Source organism: Wolbachia endosymbiont (group A) of Crataerina pallida (genome assembly GCF_964028475.1).
Taxonomy (GTDB): Bacteria; Pseudomonadota; Alphaproteobacteria; order Rickettsiales; family Anaplasmataceae; genus Wolbachia; species Wolbachia pipientis.
Window position 1 is genome coordinate 1,501,057 of record NZ_OZ034785.1, and the last position, 16,605, is coordinate 1,517,661.

15 protein-coding genes, 3 tRNA genes and 2 pseudogenes are annotated in these 16,605 nt (G+C 37.0%); 8 read left to right on the forward strand and 12 right to left on the reverse strand.

The genetic code is table 11. The annotated features are described in order from the left end of the window. Positions 1–46: 46 nt before the first annotated feature. The gene (locus ABWU55_RS07485) at positions 47–481 is read right to left on the reverse strand and encodes a hypothetical protein (RefSeq protein WP_209472434.1); all 435 of its coding nucleotides are present in this window, start codon (positions 479–481) and stop codon (positions 47–49) included. 63 nt (positions 482–544) lie between these two features. Between ABWU55_RS07485 and ABWU55_RS07490 the strand changes: the two are divergent. Together ABWU55_RS07490 and ABWU55_RS07495 are read left to right on the forward strand one after the other, a co-directional pair. Next, positions 545–1,377 (forward strand): annotated as a pseudogene (locus ABWU55_RS07490) (IS5 family transposase). An 89-nt stretch (positions 1,378–1,466) separates the two neighbouring features. Continuing rightward, positions 1,467–2,137, forward strand: a pseudogene (locus ABWU55_RS07495) (IS630 family transposase); the annotation flags it as partial. A gap of 29 nt (positions 2,138–2,166) precedes the next feature. On the opposite strand, the gene ABWU55_RS07500 reads toward ABWU55_RS07495, so the two are convergent. The 4 genes from ABWU55_RS07500 to ABWU55_RS07515 all read right to left on the reverse strand — a co-directional run bounded on the left by ABWU55_RS07500 (position 2,167) and on the right by ABWU55_RS07515 (position 5,115). Then, a protein-coding gene (locus ABWU55_RS07500; protein WP_156518142.1) for an IS630 family transposase occupies positions 2,167–3,026 on the reverse strand; the annotation gives its coding sequence in 2 pieces (ribosomal slippage) (positions 2,167–2,702 and positions 2,702–3,026; 861 coding nt in all). A gap of 60 nt (positions 3,027–3,086) precedes the next feature. Next, positions 3,087–3,242: a hypothetical protein gene (locus ABWU55_RS07505; RefSeq protein WP_353286310.1), complete on the reverse strand. Its 156-nt coding sequence runs from the start codon at positions 3,240–3,242 to the stop codon at positions 3,087–3,089. Positions 3,243–3,324: 82 nt separating this feature from the next. Further along, positions 3,325–4,827 (reverse strand): magnesium transporter MgtE N-terminal domain-containing protein, encoded by a 1,503-nt coding sequence (locus ABWU55_RS07510; RefSeq protein WP_341810263.1) that lies wholly within the window; start codon positions 4,825–4,827, stop codon positions 3,325–3,327. 212 nt (positions 4,828–5,039) lie between these two features. Further along, a tRNA-Ala gene (locus tag ABWU55_RS07515) sits at positions 5,040–5,115 on the reverse strand. Positions 5,116–5,456: 341 nt separating this feature from the next. Between ABWU55_RS07515 and ABWU55_RS07520 the strand changes: the two genes are divergently transcribed. After that, positions 5,457–5,529: transfer RNA gene (locus tag ABWU55_RS07520), tRNA-Lys, on the forward strand. Positions 5,530–5,548: 19 nt separating this feature from the next. Next, the gene (gene nuoF / locus ABWU55_RS07525) at positions 5,549–6,802 is read left to right on the forward strand and encodes an NADH-quinone oxidoreductase subunit NuoF (RefSeq protein WP_353286312.1); all 1,254 of its coding nucleotides are present in this window, start codon (positions 5,549–5,551) and stop codon (positions 6,800–6,802) included. A gap of 28 nt (positions 6,803–6,830) precedes the next feature. Here nuoF and infC read toward each other — a convergent pair whose 3' ends face one another. From infC to nuoI, 4 genes are all read right to left on the reverse strand, one after another. After that, positions 6,831–7,349, reverse strand: a complete 519-nt coding sequence (infC, locus tag ABWU55_RS07530; RefSeq protein ID WP_353286313.1) for a translation initiation factor IF-3 — start codon at positions 7,347–7,349, stop codon at positions 6,831–6,833. A gap of 12 nt (positions 7,350–7,361) precedes the next feature. Continuing rightward, positions 7,362–9,263 carry a threonine--tRNA ligase gene (thrS, locus tag ABWU55_RS07535; protein WP_353286314.1) on the reverse strand — a complete coding sequence of 634 codons (1,902 nt, stop codon included), beginning with the start codon at positions 9,261–9,263 and terminating at the stop codon, positions 7,362–7,364. Next, positions 9,256–9,543, reverse strand: coding sequence for a hypothetical protein (locus ABWU55_RS07540; RefSeq protein ID WP_049973587.1), 288 nt, complete (start codon positions 9,541–9,543; stop codon positions 9,256–9,258). The genes thrS and ABWU55_RS07540 overlap by 8 nt, the downstream gene beginning before the upstream one ends. A gap of 115 nt (positions 9,544–9,658) precedes the next feature. After that, complete coding sequence (gene nuoI, locus ABWU55_RS07545) at positions 9,659–10,141, reverse strand: NADH-quinone oxidoreductase subunit NuoI (protein ID WP_341820516.1); 483 nt, start codon at positions 10,139–10,141, stop codon at positions 9,659–9,661. A 131-nt stretch (positions 10,142–10,272) separates the two neighbouring features. Between nuoI and mnmE the strand changes: the two genes are divergently transcribed. From mnmE to ABWU55_RS07565, 4 genes are all read left to right on the forward strand, one after another. Next, positions 10,273–11,799: a tRNA uridine-5-carboxymethylaminomethyl(34) synthesis GTPase MnmE gene (gene mnmE / locus ABWU55_RS07550; protein ID WP_353286315.1), complete on the forward strand. Its 1,527-nt coding sequence runs from the start codon at positions 10,273–10,275 to the stop codon at positions 11,797–11,799. Between the two features lie 47 nt (positions 11,800–11,846). Continuing rightward, positions 11,847–11,934, forward strand: a tRNA-Ser gene (locus tag ABWU55_RS07555). 168 nt (positions 11,935–12,102) lie between these two features. Next, positions 12,103–13,119, forward strand: coding sequence for an NAD(P)/FAD-dependent oxidoreductase (locus ABWU55_RS07560; protein WP_038199260.1), 1,017 nt, complete (start codon positions 12,103–12,105; stop codon positions 13,117–13,119). A gap of 613 nt (positions 13,120–13,732) precedes the next feature. Then, positions 13,733–13,855, forward strand: coding sequence for a hypothetical protein (locus ABWU55_RS07565; protein WP_255317430.1), 123 nt, complete (start codon positions 13,733–13,735; stop codon positions 13,853–13,855). A gap of 20 nt (positions 13,856–13,875) precedes the next feature. Here ABWU55_RS07565 and ABWU55_RS07570 read toward each other — a convergent pair whose 3' ends face one another. The 3 genes from ABWU55_RS07570 to rpmF are packed head-to-tail and all read right to left on the reverse strand — an operon-like array spanning position 13,876 to position 16,055. Next, the gene (locus ABWU55_RS07570) at positions 13,876–14,832 is read right to left on the reverse strand and encodes a beta-ketoacyl-ACP synthase III (RefSeq protein ID WP_209472442.1); all 957 of its coding nucleotides are present in this window, start codon (positions 14,830–14,832) and stop codon (positions 13,876–13,878) included. Beyond that, positions 14,825–15,862: a phosphate acyltransferase PlsX gene (plsX, locus tag ABWU55_RS07575; RefSeq protein WP_209473375.1), complete on the reverse strand. Its 1,038-nt coding sequence runs from the start codon at positions 15,860–15,862 to the stop codon at positions 14,825–14,827. Before plsX ends, ABWU55_RS07570 begins: the two co-directional genes overlap by 8 nt. A gap of 10 nt (positions 15,863–15,872) precedes the next feature. Continuing rightward, positions 15,873–16,055, reverse strand: a complete 183-nt coding sequence (rpmF, locus tag ABWU55_RS07580) for a 50S ribosomal protein L32 (protein ID WP_010962967.1) — start codon at positions 16,053–16,055, stop codon at positions 15,873–15,875. Positions 16,056–16,605: the final 550 nt, after the last annotated feature.

Below are 16,605 nucleotides of genomic sequence, written 5' to 3' on the forward strand. Positions count from 1 at the left end.
ATAGTATGTAGAGAGAGTAACAGCCTGCTAGCAAGCTGTGACTTTCCTAACTACTACAATATATCAGAGTGAGTTGGTGCTTCCCATTCATCATATTATCACCACCAATTGTTCCTGTTTTTAATTTTTCAACCTCTTCTTTTAGGTTGTTAAGGTTTCCTTCCAAAATTTTATAATCCTTCTCAGCCTCTATAGCTATCATCTCAAGCCTATCTAAATCTTTATACAATAGATCCACTTCATCTTGACGATCCTTCAGCTCATTATTCAATTTAGGAACAAATGTGTCGTTTAAATCTGCGATTAGTTTATCTAGAATTTTGTGAACGTAATTGACCGATGCATTCTTTTCTTTATCGCTCTCAAAAGATTTAGGCTTAATTTTGACCTCTATGTCGTCTATTACTCTAGGGTTATCTCCGCCTATTTCGCTTATTAATTCAAAGTTGCTTTCGCTTTCTTTTACACTGTAATTACTCATATTAGAGGTTGTCCGGAAACTAGTAAAAGGCTATAATATCTGAAATTTTAGTACGGGGTAAAGATGAGAAAAAAGTATCCAACAGATCTAAGCGAAAGGGAATGGGCAAGAATAGAAAAACACTTCAGAGTATCATACAAGAAAGGAGGAAGGCCGCCAAAGTATAGCAAAAAAGAAATATTAGAAGCAATTTTCTATGTATTGCGTACAGGGTGTCAATGGCGGTATTTACCAAATGATTTTCCGCTATGGAAGACTGTGTATGAGCAGTTCAGGCAATGGAAGAAGCAGGGAATTTTTGAGAAAATGAATTATGAAATTACAAAATATAGTAGAAGAAAAATAGGAAGGAATGAGCAGCCGAGTGCCTGTATAGTAGATAGTCAATCTGTAAAGACTACAGAAAAGGGGGGATCAAAGGCTATGATGGAAGTAAAAAAGTAAAGGGTAGAAAAAGGCATATAATTACAGACACTCAGGGTTTTATACTAGGTTGTTACGTAGGCGCTGCTAACGAAAATGATAGAGATGGTATTAAAATAGCATTAAACAATATGAGAACAAAATATACTAAAGTTAAAAAAATGTGGGCTGACATGGGATACCAAGGAAGAAATTTAAAGAATCACATAAAGGAAGAATATGACATAGATATTGAAATTGTTAAAAGGCCTCCATGTAGATTTTGGGTGCACAAAGATACGCCACCTGAGCTACTACCAACAAGAGAACAAGGGTTTAAAGTACAGCCAAGAAGATGGGTTGTAGAAAGGACTTTTGCTTGGGTTAATAGGAATAGAAGGCTATCGAAGGAGTATGATTTACTCACAACATCCACTGAGAATTTCATATACCTAGCTATGAGTAGGGTTATGTTAAAGAGGGAATATGCTTGAATTTACTAGTTTCCGGACAACCTCTTATAGCTCTTTCCACAGAAGTCCGGATATGATAAGATAAGGATAGATGGCGATAAGGAGGTTGGATGCCGGCAGCATATAGTTATGATTTAAGAAAAAAAGCAATGGAAGCACTAGACGAAGGGGAAAGCAGAGAAGCAGTGGCAGCAAGATTTAAAATTGGACGAACTACTTTGTGGGAGTGGCAGCAAAGAAAAAAAGAAACAGGCGACTTTCAGTCAAAAAAACTCGGTAATGGAGGTTACAATCAGAAAATTATCGACTGGAATAAGTTTATCGAATTTGCTAAAAAACACGGTAGAAAAACTCTGTCGGAAATGGCTAAACTTTGGGGCAACGTTAGTATCCAAACGATCCACCGAGCTCTCAGAAAAATTGGATTTACGCGCAAAAAAAGACATATGGATACAAGGAAAGGAACGAAGAAAAACGTGCTGAATTCTTAAAAATTATAGCAACAAAAGAACCAGAAAACTTAGTGTATATAGATGAGTCTGGGATTGATAACACGGAGGACTATCCATATGGGTATTGCCAGAAAGGACAGCGATTTTATGCCCTAAAATCTGGAAAAAAAACTCAACGAATCAGCATGGTTGCAGCCTTAAGTAGAAGAAAGATAGTTGCTCCATTAACATTTGAAGGCCACTGTAATATGGATATTTTTAATGGATGGTTTGAGCAATTTTTGGCACCGATCTTAGAACCTGGACAAACTGTCATTCTTGATAATGCTATAGCATTTCTCATAATAGTCCGAATAGGTCATAGGAAGGCAGAATCAACAGCACGACGAAAGGATTCGAATAGAGGAATGTTTTTCCTGGCTCTGTTTTTTATAGCAAACCAATGATGCTCAATTTTGTTAAAATCTGGAGAATAAGGCGGCAGATACAAAATTTCTGCACCGACTCCTTTAGCGAGCTTGATAAGCTTATCAGACTTATGAAAAGTAGCATTATCAAGAATGACAGTTTGTCCAGGTTCTAAGATCGGTGCCAAAAATTGCTCAAACCATCCATTAAAAATATCCATATTACAGTGGCCTTCAAATGTTAATGGAGCAACTATCTTTCTTCTACTTAAGGCTGCAACCATGCTGATTCGTTGAGTTTTTTTTCCAGATTTTAGGGCATAAAATCGCTGTCCTTTCTGGCAATACCCATATGGATAGTCCTCCGTGTTATCAATCCCAGACTCATCTATATACACTAAGTTTTCTGGTTCTTTTGTTGCTATAATTTTTAAGAATTCAGCACGTTTTTCTTCGTTCCTTTCCTTGTATCCATATGTCTTTTTTTGCGCGTAAATCCAATTTTTCTGAGAGCTCGGTGGATCGTTTGGATACTAACGTTGCCCCAAAGTTTAGCCATTTCCGACAGAGTTTTTCTACCGTGTTTTTTAGCAAATTCGATAAACTTATTCCAGTCGATAATTTTCTGATTGTAACCTCCATTACCGAGTTTTTTTGACTGAAAGTCGCCTGTTTCTTTTTTTCTTTGCTGCCACTCCCACAAAGTAGTTCGTCCAATTTTAAATCTTGCTGCCACTGCTTCTCTGCTTTCCCCTTCGTCTAGTGCTTCCATTGCTTTTTTTCTTAAATCATAACTATATGCTGCCGGCATCCAACCTCCTTATCGCCATCTATCCTTAATCTTATCATATCCGGACTTCTGTGGAAAGAGCTATACTTGCACAACAAGTCCGTCATTCATACTTTCAATCAGTTTATCAATAACACTATGAGTATAACTAACTTTCGCATTTTTATCTTTATTCGTTTCGTAATTTGTCGGTTTTGCAAGGGTAACTTTACTTATAATTTTTGGTTCATTGGCCATATAAACTACCTCATTAAAATTTAAAATTTCAAATAAAATCAACTATAGAAATATAAAAAGCTCTTTTCAAACCCATAAATATTTAGCTCAACAATACTTCGTATCCAGTCTGAAAGTACTCTTCCATTACCATTAGTTCAGCATTGGCGTTTTGAAGAGGGCCCTCCCATTTAGGTTCATCAGCAGAATCTCCAAGTTTCTTAATCAGCTCAAGGATTTCCTTTTGTTTTTCATTTTGTTCATCAAGTTTCCCTTTTAATGCATCAATAATAGCTTTAGACTGATCTTGATTGCTGAGATCACCAATCACAGCTGTCACTTTCTCATAAGGCAGTTTGTGAATAATCTCTTTAAGCTCTTCTGCACCTACGTTATCCAAAAGTTCTTTAAACTGCTCATTAGACATATTGCGAGCAAAAGCTTGAAGTTTGTCTGGGTTATCAACTAAAGACTTAATGATAATCTGGATCCTATTAGAATCAGTTAAATCCTGAGCAATTGCTTCGAGTTTCTCAGGATCAAGCTTATTAACTAAGTCTTTCAGTTGGTCTTCTTGCAGACTATTTACTAAAGCTTTCAACTGATCACCTTCTAATTCTTTGGAGAGTATTGTCAAGTGGTGCTCAGCCAAGTCTTTTGCAAGCACTGTAAATTGCTCGTCATTTAAAGTTTTAATAAGTGCTTTGAACTGATCCACTTTTAAGTGAGGTAAAATTTCTTTTACTTGCTCTGAATTTAATTTTCTCACTAGAGCTTCAAGCTGAGTATCATTTAAAATAGGAACAATTATTTGTAACTTTTCTGGATTTAGTTCCTGAGCGAGGGTTTTTAGCTGGTGATTGGTTAGATGATCCACTAAAGCTTGGAGTTGTTCATCTGTTAAGTTCTCTGCTAAGGCCTGCAACTGGCTTGAGCTCAGTTCAGGAATTATTTTTTGCAGTTGCTCGTTACTAAGAGTATTGGCAAGAGTTTTTAGTTGGCCGTCTGTTAGGCCCTGAATAAAAACTTTAGTAAACGCGTTTGATAGCAACAGTAGCACATCTCTTATATGTCTCTCACCGTAGTATAACATAATGTCTTGTAATACCTCATTGTCAGGTGAATCGATTATATTTCCTGCCTCGTCTGAAAAATAATATTTATTGTTGCCAGTATCTGAATCTTCCCATGTTACATATTTGTATTCCAATTTTTTTGATTTAATAGAACTGCTACACATAGTTTTGAAAGGCTGCACAAGCTCTCTTGTATATGATAACTTAGCCAACTCATTACCGTAATATACAAATGTATGGTTACTTTTTACATAATCTAAGTTAGAATCACTTTTATAATCTTTGGCTACCAGATTTCCTTCATTTTCTTCCTCCAGACATATGTAACTGTCTAGGCAAGAACTGCTGCAAAGTTTTATAGGCAATAAGCCTAGTACTACATCGTTTTTATCATCCAGCGATACAAGCTCAACTTTTTTAATAGGCATTGTAGGATCATTACCTTCAGGCCACTTTATCCTTGTAGTCGGGGTTTTTCTAAACACCTCTTTTCCAGGTATCATCTTAAAAACATGCTTTTTTCCACTCATAGGCGTTACCAATAAATTAATTGTTAGTATTCTAACATTTATTGATTAATTTATTGTTAAGTTAGTATATATTACAATTGTAATAACCAACATTACTTGTGTAGAGAAAAGTTACGAAAAGAAATAGAGATTTTCAGGGAAATAGTATAAAATCCTCATAGATTAAAATAAGCTGCTTTGACAGGTTTTGTGGCGGCTAGAGCTGTATAGACTGGTGGAGGCAAGCGGGATCGAACCGCTGACCTTCTGCGTGCAAAACAGATGCTCTACCAGCTGAGCTATACCCCCAGGTAATTCTTGCTTAAAGCATAAATCACTCAGGCTGAAATGCAAGAAATATTTATCTATTAGGCTATTGCTAAATAGTGTACAAATTCTGCAGGGTGTACACACTTCTCTATTTTTTTGTCTCCTTAGCGTTATACGTCACACCATCCAAATAAATCTGTGAACTGAAAATTAACAAGAAGTTTTCCTTTGGAAATTTTTTTAAATTATTCATAGATTTTTTAACTAAATTATCACTAACGCAGTATATTATATAATTTATTTAACCACACATGAAAATTTTAGTTTGATTAAAACGGATAAAAACTGTATTGATGTTTAGTATAGCTGAAAAATGAAATGATCCCGTAGCTCAGCCGGTAGAGCAACTGACTTTTAATCAGTGGGTCACGCGTTCGAATCGCGTCGGGATCACTCACAAATTTTGAAAAACATGCTAAAAGAACAAGACAAAATATTCACCAACCTAAATGGTAAAGGAACTCCACTACTTGAGGGTGCAAAAAAACGTGGTAGCTGGCAAAAAACAAAGGAATTACTGGATTTAGGATCAGAAAAGATCATTGATGAAGTAAAGAAATCTGGTTTGAGAGGTCGAGGGGGTGCAGGATTTTCCACCGGCCTTAAGTGGAGCTTTATGCCCAAAAATCTCCCAAAAGCATATTTAGTAGTCAATGCAGATGAGTCAGAACCTGGTACATGTAAAGATAGAGATATATTGCGATATGAGCCACATAAGTTACTTGAGGGAATTCTCTTGGCCAGCAGAGCGATCAGCGCATCAGTTGCATATATTTATATCAGGGGTGAATTTTATAATGAATATTTAGTTCTAAAAAAAGCACTTGAGGAAGCCTATAAAGAAGGTTTAATTGGAAAAAATGCCTGCAAATCAGGCTATGATCTTGATGTGTTTATCCATAGGGGCGCAGGAGCTTACATATGTGGAGAAGAAACAGCTCAACTTGAATCAATTGAAGGAAAAAAGGGCTTTCCTCGCATGAAACCTCCATTTCCTGCAGGTGTTGGACTTTTTGGCTGCCCAACCACAATAAACAACGTTGAAACTATAGCCATGGTTCCAGATATTCTGAATCGCGGAGGAGAATGGTTTGCATCTCTTGGTAAACCAAATAATACTGGTACCAAGGTCTTTTGTATTTCAGGACACGTAAACAACCCGTGTAATGTTGAAGAAGAGCTCGGAATTCCACTGCGTGAATTGATTGAAAAATACGCAGGTGGAGTGCGAGGGGGTTGGGATAATTTACTTGCTGTAATACCTGGTGGGTCTTCAGTGCCATTAATTCCAAAATCTATATGCGATACTATTGAAATGGATTTTGATTCATTAAGAACCGCACAATCAGGGCTTGGTACTGCTGCTGTAATAGTGATGGATAAATCAACTGATATAATAGCTGCAATAGAGAGGTTATCACACTTTTACATGCATGAGTCCTGTGGACAATGCACACCATGCCGTGAAGGTACTGGATGGATGTGGAGGATTATGAAGAGGATGGTGGCAGGAGATATTAAGCTTGATGAAATAGATAAGCTGCTTGACCTTACAACTCAAATAGAAGGACATACAATTTGCGCGCTTGGCGATGCTGCAGCTTGGCCGATTCAAGGATTAATAAGACATTTTCGCCATGTTATCAAAGAGAGAGCGATAGTTTAACTCTACTTATACTTCTTAAGCCGTCTTGCTACTTAGCAACCAGAGCTAAAAAATATTGATTCCCTTCTCTTTTAGGTGCCAATTCTACCTTTGCGATATCTTCAGTGTCTCGAATTAGCCGTTCTAATTTTTCCAATCCAACTTCAGTGTTTATAAGCTCTCTACCCTTAAATCTCATTGTGACTTTAATTTTATGTCCGTGGGCAAGTAAGTCTCTTGCTTGACGCAATTTTGTTCCGTAATCGTGATCACCAATATTGGGACCCAGTTTAATTTCTTTTATAGTTAATGTTTTTTGTTTCTTTTTTGCTTCACTTGCTTTCTTTTTTATATCATACTTTTGTTTGCTATAATCCAGTATTTTACATACTGGAGGGGTTGAATCAGGTGCAATTTCTACCAAGTCTAAACCAACACCCTGTGCAAGCTCCAAAGCTCCTTCTATTAGCACGATTCCGATCATTTCACCACTGTGATCAACTAAGCGTACCTCCTTAGCTGTGATGAATCCATTAATTCTGTTTTTATTGTTCTTTTTAACTTGCAAACTTTAACTCCCTTAATTCAAATTAATACTTTTTAACAACAATTCAATAGCCTTCTCCAAAGAAAAAGACTCCTGTCTTTCCGATCCTAAATTTCTTACTGACACAGTTTTACTTGTAACTTCATTTTTGCCTACAATCCACAATATAGGAACCTTGTTTGAACTATGCAAACGTATCTTATAACTAATTTTTTCATTGGTCAAATCAGTCTTGACTCTCACACCTTGTTCTTTTAAAATATTGCTAATTTCTGTGGCGTAACCGTCAGCTTCATTTGTAATGGTCAGAATAGCAAGTTGCGTTGGAGCAAGCCAAACTGGAAATTTTCCTGCATAATTTTCTATCAAAATTCCGATAAAACGCTCAAAAGTCCCAAGAATTGCCCTATGTAACATGACAGGGTGATGCTTGTGCCCATCTGCCCCTATATAAAAAGCTCCCAGACGTTCTGGTAAAATGAAATCAACTTGTAATGTTCCACATTGCCAATTTCTGCCTATTGCGTCTTTCAAAACGAACTCTAACTTTGGACCATAAAATGCACCTTCACCAGGGTTAAGTTTATAACTCAAGCCCGCTTCTTTAACGGCTTCAAGCAGCGCTTTTTCAGCTCTATCCCACACTTCATCATTACCTGCTCTAATATCTGGACGGTCTGAAAATTTCACAGAAATTTCATTAAATCCAAGCTCTGAATATACTTCTTTTAAAAGGTCACAAAACTTTATAGTCTCAGAATTCACTTGTTCTTCCATACAAAAAATGTGTGCATCGTCTTGCGTAAAACCACGCACTCGCATCAGTCCGTGCAATGAGCCTGAGCTTTCATTTCTATGGCATGTGCCAAACTCTGCCATACGTATTGGTAAATCACGGTAGCTCCTGGTGTGAGAATTAAAAATCTGCACATGACAAGGACAATTCATGGGTTTTATTGCTAACTTTTTATTCTCAGATTCGTCAACAATAAACATATTTTCACGAAACTTATCCCAATGTCCAGATCTTTCCCACAGCTCTTTACTTACTAAAATAGGAGTTTTTACCTCAAAATAGCCATTATTTATTAGCTTCTTTCTGATGTAAGACTCAAGAACATTATATAGAATATATCCTTGTTCATGCCAAAAAACCTGCCCAACAGCTTCCTCTTGAATGTGAAATAAATCCATATCCTTAGCAATTTTGCGGTGATCACGTTTTTCTGCTTCTTTGAGGCACTCAAGGTAAGCGTTTAATTCATCCTTATTTCCCCATGCTGTGCCATATATTCGCTGCAACATTGGGCCCTTAGAATCACCACGCCAGTATGCACCCGCTACTTTCATAAGTTTAAACGCTTTAACTCTACCGGTTGATGGTGAGTGCGGACCACGGCATAGGTCAACAAAATCACCTTGCCTATAAACAGTTAGGTTTTCACCCTTTGGTATGGATGAGATAATATCAACCTTATATTTTTCGCCTATACCACTAAAGAAATCAATTGCCTGCTTGCGAGTCCAAACTTCTCGAACAAATCTGTGGTTACTTTTTACAATCTCTTTCATTTTCTTTTCTATTGCGGTAAGATCGTCCGTAGTGAAGGTACGACCTGTAGCAAAATCATAGTAAAAACCGTCCTGAATTGTTGGGCCGATAGTAATCTGAGTATTAGGAAATAGCTCTTTCACTGCCTGTGCCATTATGTGAGCAGCATCATGCCTTATTATATCTAAACCCGCTTCGTCACTCAGTTGTATCACCTCTATCTCTGCATCAGCTTCAATTTCACGTGAGAGATCATGCAACTCACCATTTACCTTAAAGGCAATTGCTTCTTTCAAAGCATCTGGTTGTAATATATCAAAGCCAATGACTTTACCACTGTATTCTTTTACTTTTTGTTCGGTTGAAAAAGTAATCCTAACCATAAATAAACCTATACGGACATGTAGCTTGAAGGCGGTTTGCTTCTTCCAACGGTGTCATCCCAGTGTCACGCACATAGCCATACGAACATTCATTTTCGAAGGTAAATTGCACAGCAAATGGTGTCATTCCAGTGCTTGACACTGGAATCCAGCTTTTTTGTAATTTCATTGAAAATGTTGTATAGTGTGCTTGTTCACAATCAATTTTACTGGATCCCAGTGTCAAGCACTGGGATGACACCTTTGTGTTTGAGGCAAAACAGGCTATAACATTTAACATACTGCCCTCGCAAACAAATGTTCGTACAGTTGTGTATCAGCTACTGGGATGACACCACCCCTAGTGGGCACTGCCCCTAAATCATAATGGATAACAGGGTTATAAGCTCTGAACATTAATAATAAGGCCTATTCTTTTTTAACCTGAGTGCAATTACGTCTTCCCAAACTTCACCATTACGCAATAACTTCTCTTTATTGTACATTAGCTCCTCTCTTGTTTCAGTAGCAAATTCAAAGTTAGGACCTTCAACAATTGCATCAACTGGACATGCCTCTTGGCAAAGTCCGCAGTATATGCATTTTGTCATATCAATATCATAGCGCGTGGTGCGGCGACTACCGTCTTCTCTTTCCTCTGCTTCAATAACTATTGCTTGAGCAGGGCAGATAACTTCACATAATTTACAAGCTATGCATCGTTCTTCACCGTTTGGATACCTACGCAACGCATGCTCACCACGAAACCTTGGACTTAAAGGGCCCTTCTCCATAGGATACCTCAAAGTAACCTTTGGCTTAAACATATATTTTAATGTAATAACAAACCCTTTAATTAACTCTACAAAAGACCAGTACCAAGCTAATTTCTTGAGCATAAAATATTTAAAACTTGTGTCAGTCATTATAAATCATATTATCAGTTTTCAAAATAAATATTTTCACCTGGGTGACTTTTTAGGTATTTTGGTTTCTTAAGTGTAATATTGCTAAGTAGTTTATATAAATAATGACAAACACAAATGAAACTATTTTCGCTTTATCGACCGCATTTGGTAAGTCAGGAGTTGCAGTAATCAGAATTTCAGGCAACTACGCGCTTAAAGCTTTAAATCATTTTCATATTAAGAAAGAAATTAAACCAAGATTTGCTACTTTAGTTGATCTATATGATGATTCCAGTCAATTGATAGATAATGGAATAATCATCTATTTCCCTGCTCCAAACAGTCTCACTGGCGAGGACGTTATAGAGTTACAAGTGCATGGAAGCAAGGCAGTTATAAAAATCATCTTGGAGGAATTATCAAAAGTTTTCGTTATGGCCAAGCCTGGAGAATTCTCACTTAGGGCTTTTCTAAATGGTAAATTTGACTTAACGCAAATAGAAGGGATTGCAGACTTAATTGATGCTGAGACGAAAATGCAAGCTAAACAAGCGATTAAGCAGATATCAGGAGAATTGGAGAGACTATACAGCAATTGGAGGCAAAGATTAATAACGATACAATCCAAAATCGAAGCATATATAGACTTTCCAGAGGACATTTGGGCAGAAAAAAGTGAATTGGAAAAAATTAATAATGAAGTGCAATCTCTCGTGCAGTTGATACAAGAGCATTTAAATGATAATAGACGGGGCGAAAGGTTGCGTGAGGGTTTACATATTGTAATAACTGGTGAACCAAATGTCGGTAAATCAACTCTGTTTAATTTCTTAGCCAAGCGTGATATTGCTATTGTTTCTGAATATGCAGGCACAACAAGAGATATACTTGAAGCTCATATTGACATTGGCGGATACCCAATCATTCTCTCTGATACTGCTGGAATTCGTGAAAGTTCAGATCCAATAGAATTAGAAGGTATAAGTCGAGCGAAAAAGAGGTCTTTTGAAGCTGATTTAAGAATAGAGCTATTTCCTTTTGAACAACGACACGATGTCAATTATCAAGCCACAGGCAATATACCATCTGTCGTTGACACACAACTATGCAAATATTGTAATCAACAAACGGTGTCATCCCAGTGCTTGACACTGGGATCCAGATATAAAAATACTTGCAAATTATGCAATAGACAATGGATTCTAGAAACATGTGCTGAAAACAATGTTCATAGCTGGATTCCAGTGTCAGCTACTTGCATGACATCAGACCAAAATGACACCATTTATGTATTGAGCAAAGCTGACGATGTTATCAATAATCACAATATAAAAATTAATGGCATAGATCTTTTACCCATTTCTATTCTAAAGGAAATAGGTACAAACAAATTGATCTCTCTCATAAAAGAGAAGGCAGAGGAAAAATTTGGGCATGATAGAGACACTCCTGTAATCACTCGGCAAAGACATAGGAATCACATGAAGAAAGCACTGGAACATTTACAACGTTTTAATATCGATAATCCAATTGAGTTGATATCTGAAGATTTGAGGCTTGCTGCATTTGAACTTGGTGCGGTGATTGGAATTATTGATGTTGAGGAAATATTGAGTAGTGTGTTTAGCAACTTTTGCGTGGGCAAGTAAAGCTTTTATAGATTGCTTAAAATCAAATGTTGTGATAGAAAAGAAATGGACGGATGGCTGAGCGGTTTAAGGCACCAGTCTTGAAAACTGACGTACGTGATGAGCGTACCATGGGTTCGAATCCCATTCCGTCCGCACAGCATCTCGCTATGCTAGCTGATTTTTAGAGCTTATTTGGACTATGTGGTTCATAACGCTGGAAATCTTGTCTAATCTAGCCACATCTTTTAAAAATACATCCCTTTGTAAATTGACCTTGTTAGCAAAGAAAGCTAATATCTATAAATAGATCACCATCTGAATATGAAAACCGATATAGTAATAATAGGTGCAGGACCTGTTGGAATATTCACTGCTTTTCAAGCGGGAATGCTTGATATGAGATGTCATATAATAGATGTTTTGGATCAAGCAGGAGGACAATGCACAGCTCTTTACCCAGAAAAGCCAATATATGATATACCTGGTTATCCTGTAATCACTGCCCAAAAATTAATTGAGCAACTAATGGAGCAATCTTCGCCATTTAAGCCTGTTTACCATTTAAGTCAAAAAGTGGAAAAGATTTCAAATAACGAAGGTGAAAGCTTTACTGTCATAACGAACATAGGTACAGAGGTAAAATGCAAAGCCGTTATTGTTGCTGCAGGTAACGGAATGTTTGAACCTAACCGTCCACCCTTAAGTGGTATATTAGAATATGAAAATAAATCTGTATTTTACAGTGTAAATAAAATTTCTGATTTTCAGGACAAAACTATAGTCATTGCAGGTGGGGGTGATTCTGCGGCTGATTGGACTGTAGAACTTTCTAAAGTTGCGAAGAAAATTTATGTGATACATAGGAGAAAGGAATTTCGCTGCACTCCTGAAACTAGAAATAAATTAGAATCACTTGAAATTGATGGAAAAATAGAACTGGTAGTGCCATATCAATTACACGAACTAGCAGGAGGTAATGGGCAGTTGAGCGCAGTGATAGTAAAAAACATTGCCTCTAAGGAAGAAAAAGAAATATCCGCTGATTTTTTGCTGCCATTTTTTGGACTGTCAATGAATCTTGGTCCAATAAACAATTGGGGTATACAGTTAGAACATAGCCGCATAGTTGTCGACCCAGCTACACTTAAAACCAGTAGAGATAGGATATATGCAATCGGAGATATAGCTATTTATTCAGGCAAACTAAAATTAATACTAAATGGTTTTGCTGAGAGCGCCATGGCTTGTTATGACATATACAAAGTAATCCACAACTCTCCGGTTAATTTTCAATATTCAACCTCAAAGGGAATTCACGGGAAAGAAAAACTTCCTTGACAAACCTCGCCAGCTCCCTTATCATGAAACTGAAGCTATTGTATTTGCTTTCGCCAATCTGCAGATTAAAAGGTAAGGATTACTTAATGTATCGGCGTCTTATGTTCAATTTTTTGCAGTATATAGATACTGTATGTCTTTACAAAACTTCATCTACATCTAGATTTTTATCTAAATAAGCTGAACGCGCTTACAAAGCGTTACAAGACATCAAAAAATGCCAATACTCGACAGAGATAGTAAAAGACTAGCTAACTCGGGGATTCTTTGTCTTTTTTTCTGCTTAGTAAATTTCTTAAACGTTTGCAGCGTAAGTTAGTTGCAATTAAAAGCAGCTTAATCTCGCTTGTCAAGCGTTTAAAACATAAAAAACGCCAATATTTTAAAGCGGATAATAACCCCAGGGTTTCTTTTGCCTTTTTTTTCATTTGGTAAATTTCTTAAATATTTGTGGCTAAACGACAACCGTCATCCCGCTGCTTGTTAGCGGGATCTAGAGATACCGCGAATGAATCGCGGTATGACGTAGGACTGCTGTCATTCCAGTGCTCCTTTTTTTGTCATCCGAGTAGCTGACACTGGGATCCAGGAAACTTAACTTTACACCAGGTGAATGTACAATAAGAACTGGATTCCAGACTGGAATGACACCGAAGGGGCTACTGGGATGACAAAAGGGGGCACTGGGATGACAGGAGAAAGAGGCACTGGAATGACAAAGAGGGTACTTGGATGACAGGAGGTAATGCAGGAAGTCTAATAGTGCAGCAACACAGAACCCCAGGTTAGGCCTGCACCTATTGAAATCAGCAGTGCCAGGTTTCCTAATTTTATTTTTGATTTTTGTATTGCATAATCAAGTGCTAGTGGAATTGATGCCGCTGAGGTATTTGCATGCTTATCAACAGTATTAATCACTTTCTCTATAGGGAAATCTAACTTCTTTACTACTGCTTCAATAATACGAATATTTGCTTGATGGGGAATTAGCCAGTCAATATCAGTAATTTTCAAATTATTGCATTTCAGAGTTTCCTCTATTAAGGCTGTTAACTTATCCACTGCATGTTTAAACACTTCTCTTCCATTCATGTATATTTTTCCAGAATCACCAGTAGAGGATACCCCTCCGTTCGTACATAGTATGTCCACATTGCCGTCAGAGTATAAGTTTGTTGATATGATGCCGCTTCTACCCATTTCTGATTTCATCACCACTGCACCAGCACCATCACCAAAGAGTACACAAGTTGACCTATCTTCCCAATCAACAATCCTAGACATTATTTCAGCACCTATAACCAATGCATATTTAATTCTATTGTTAGATTTTATGAGCGAATCAGCAACTGTAACTGCATATATAAAACCAGAGCATGCTGCTTGTACATCAAAAGCAAATGCGTTTTTACATTTTAACTTACTTTGTACAATCGTTGCACAGCTAGGAAAAGTTTTATCAGGAGTTGTTGTAGCAACTATAATCAAGTCAATTTCATCTACTGAAATTTTAGCTTTTTCTATAGCACTTTTTGCTGCATTTACAGCTAGATCTGACGTTAGTTCTCCTTCATCTGCTATATGCCTTTGAACTATTCCTGTTCTCTGCCTTATCCATTCATCGCTCGTCTCAACTATCGATGCAATTTCGTTGTTACTCAACATTTTTCTTGGTAGGTAAGATCCAGTGCTTAATATGAAACTTTTATTCAATATGACTTACCCCGTTAATTATCTTTTGATTTAAATTTTCACTAATTGCATTTACTGCAAATTTTATGGCATGGGCAAAAGAAATAGCATCAGAATTTCCATGACTTTTAATGATGATACCATTCAGCCCTAAAAACATAGCTCCACTTCTAATTTTGGGATTAAAACGCGTTAAAGCTTTATTTAGTTTGGATTTTAACAATATACCAACAAGCATTTTCGCTATCCACGAATTGAATACTTCCTGCTTTATTAGATTGATAAAGGTACTAGCGGTTGCCTCAGCCGTTTTGAGCATTACATTGCCAACAAAACCATCAGCAACAATCACATCTATATTACCCTCTAAAAATTCACTTGCCTCTATATACCCTTTGAAATTAATGCCTGGAGCGTTTTTAAGCAACTCAAAAGCGCCGCGCACTGAGTCATTACCTTTAACTTCTTCTGTGCCGATATTTAGCAAAGCAACTTCAGGATTGTCAATTTTTAATGCTATTTTTGCAAATATACTACCCATTAACGCAAATTGAAATAATGAGTCGGCATTACAATCAACATTTGCACCAAGGTCAAGCAAAGCGAAGCTTTTTGTCTTAGTTGGACAGATAGAGGCAATAGCAGGACGATAAATGTTTGGTAATGTTCCTAAAATAAATCTGGAAATTGCCATCAATGCTCCGGTGTTGCCTGAAGACACCACTCCGAAAGCTTTACCTTTTTTTACTGCCTCAATGGCAGCTTTCATACTTGAGTCTTTACGATGCCTCAGTGCAAAAGATGGCTTATCATTTGCAAGGACATTGTCAGAACAATGAGTAAATTCAGAATTGTTACTTACTTTTTTATATTTCAAAAGCAAAGGAGATACTTCTTCCTTATCTCCATAAATATGAAAAAAAACTTTAATGCCTGGGTCAACAAGGTTGTCTAAAAAAAAACCAGCACCCTGAATTACGGAAAGAGGCGCAAAATCGCCCCCCATAGCGTCAAGTGCAATAACTATATTATTATTGACCGTAGGTAACATATCATAATAGTCACTCTGCCTGTTGCTTGATGAAAACCCGTTTTCCTTTGTAACTGCCATCAACTGCTACGTTATGAGGCAACATGAATTCCCCAGTTGTTGAACATACCACAACATTCTTAGGCTCAATAGCATGATGAGAACGATGCATATTACGCCTTGACTTTGACTTTTTTCTTTTTGGAACTGCCAAAATTTCCTCCATTCTACTACAAAATACAATACATTAGTAACATGTTTTTTACAGGAAGTAAACAGGGATAGTAAAATAAGTAAGGTTTGCTTATGTAATTGAGTTCTATAGCTAAAGTGGCTCTACAATTTGAAAAACCGTCATTCCGCTACTCGTTAGCGGAATCTATACCGCGAATGAATCCATAGCTGTACGAACATTCATTTTTGAAGGTAAATTGCACAACAGATGATGTCATTCCAGTCTGGAATCCAGAAATTTTGCTTATAACTGAGCTGATGAGCTAAAGGTAGTTGTCTTACGCTAAAACAAACGTTTTTAATTAAGTTGCATAGAAGCTGGATCCCAGTGTCTGGGCACTGGCCCACTGGTGGGAATTGCTCCCAAACTACAACGTTCGTACAGTTGTGGATACCGTGGCGGTATGACGTAGGGAAACCTTTCTTGGGTTAGCTATATGAGCTTTAAATTAAAACATCAAGTATGTTGAACTTAAAACATATCTCAGCTATACTTTGCGATAAAGTTAATAAAAATTTTAATAAAATCA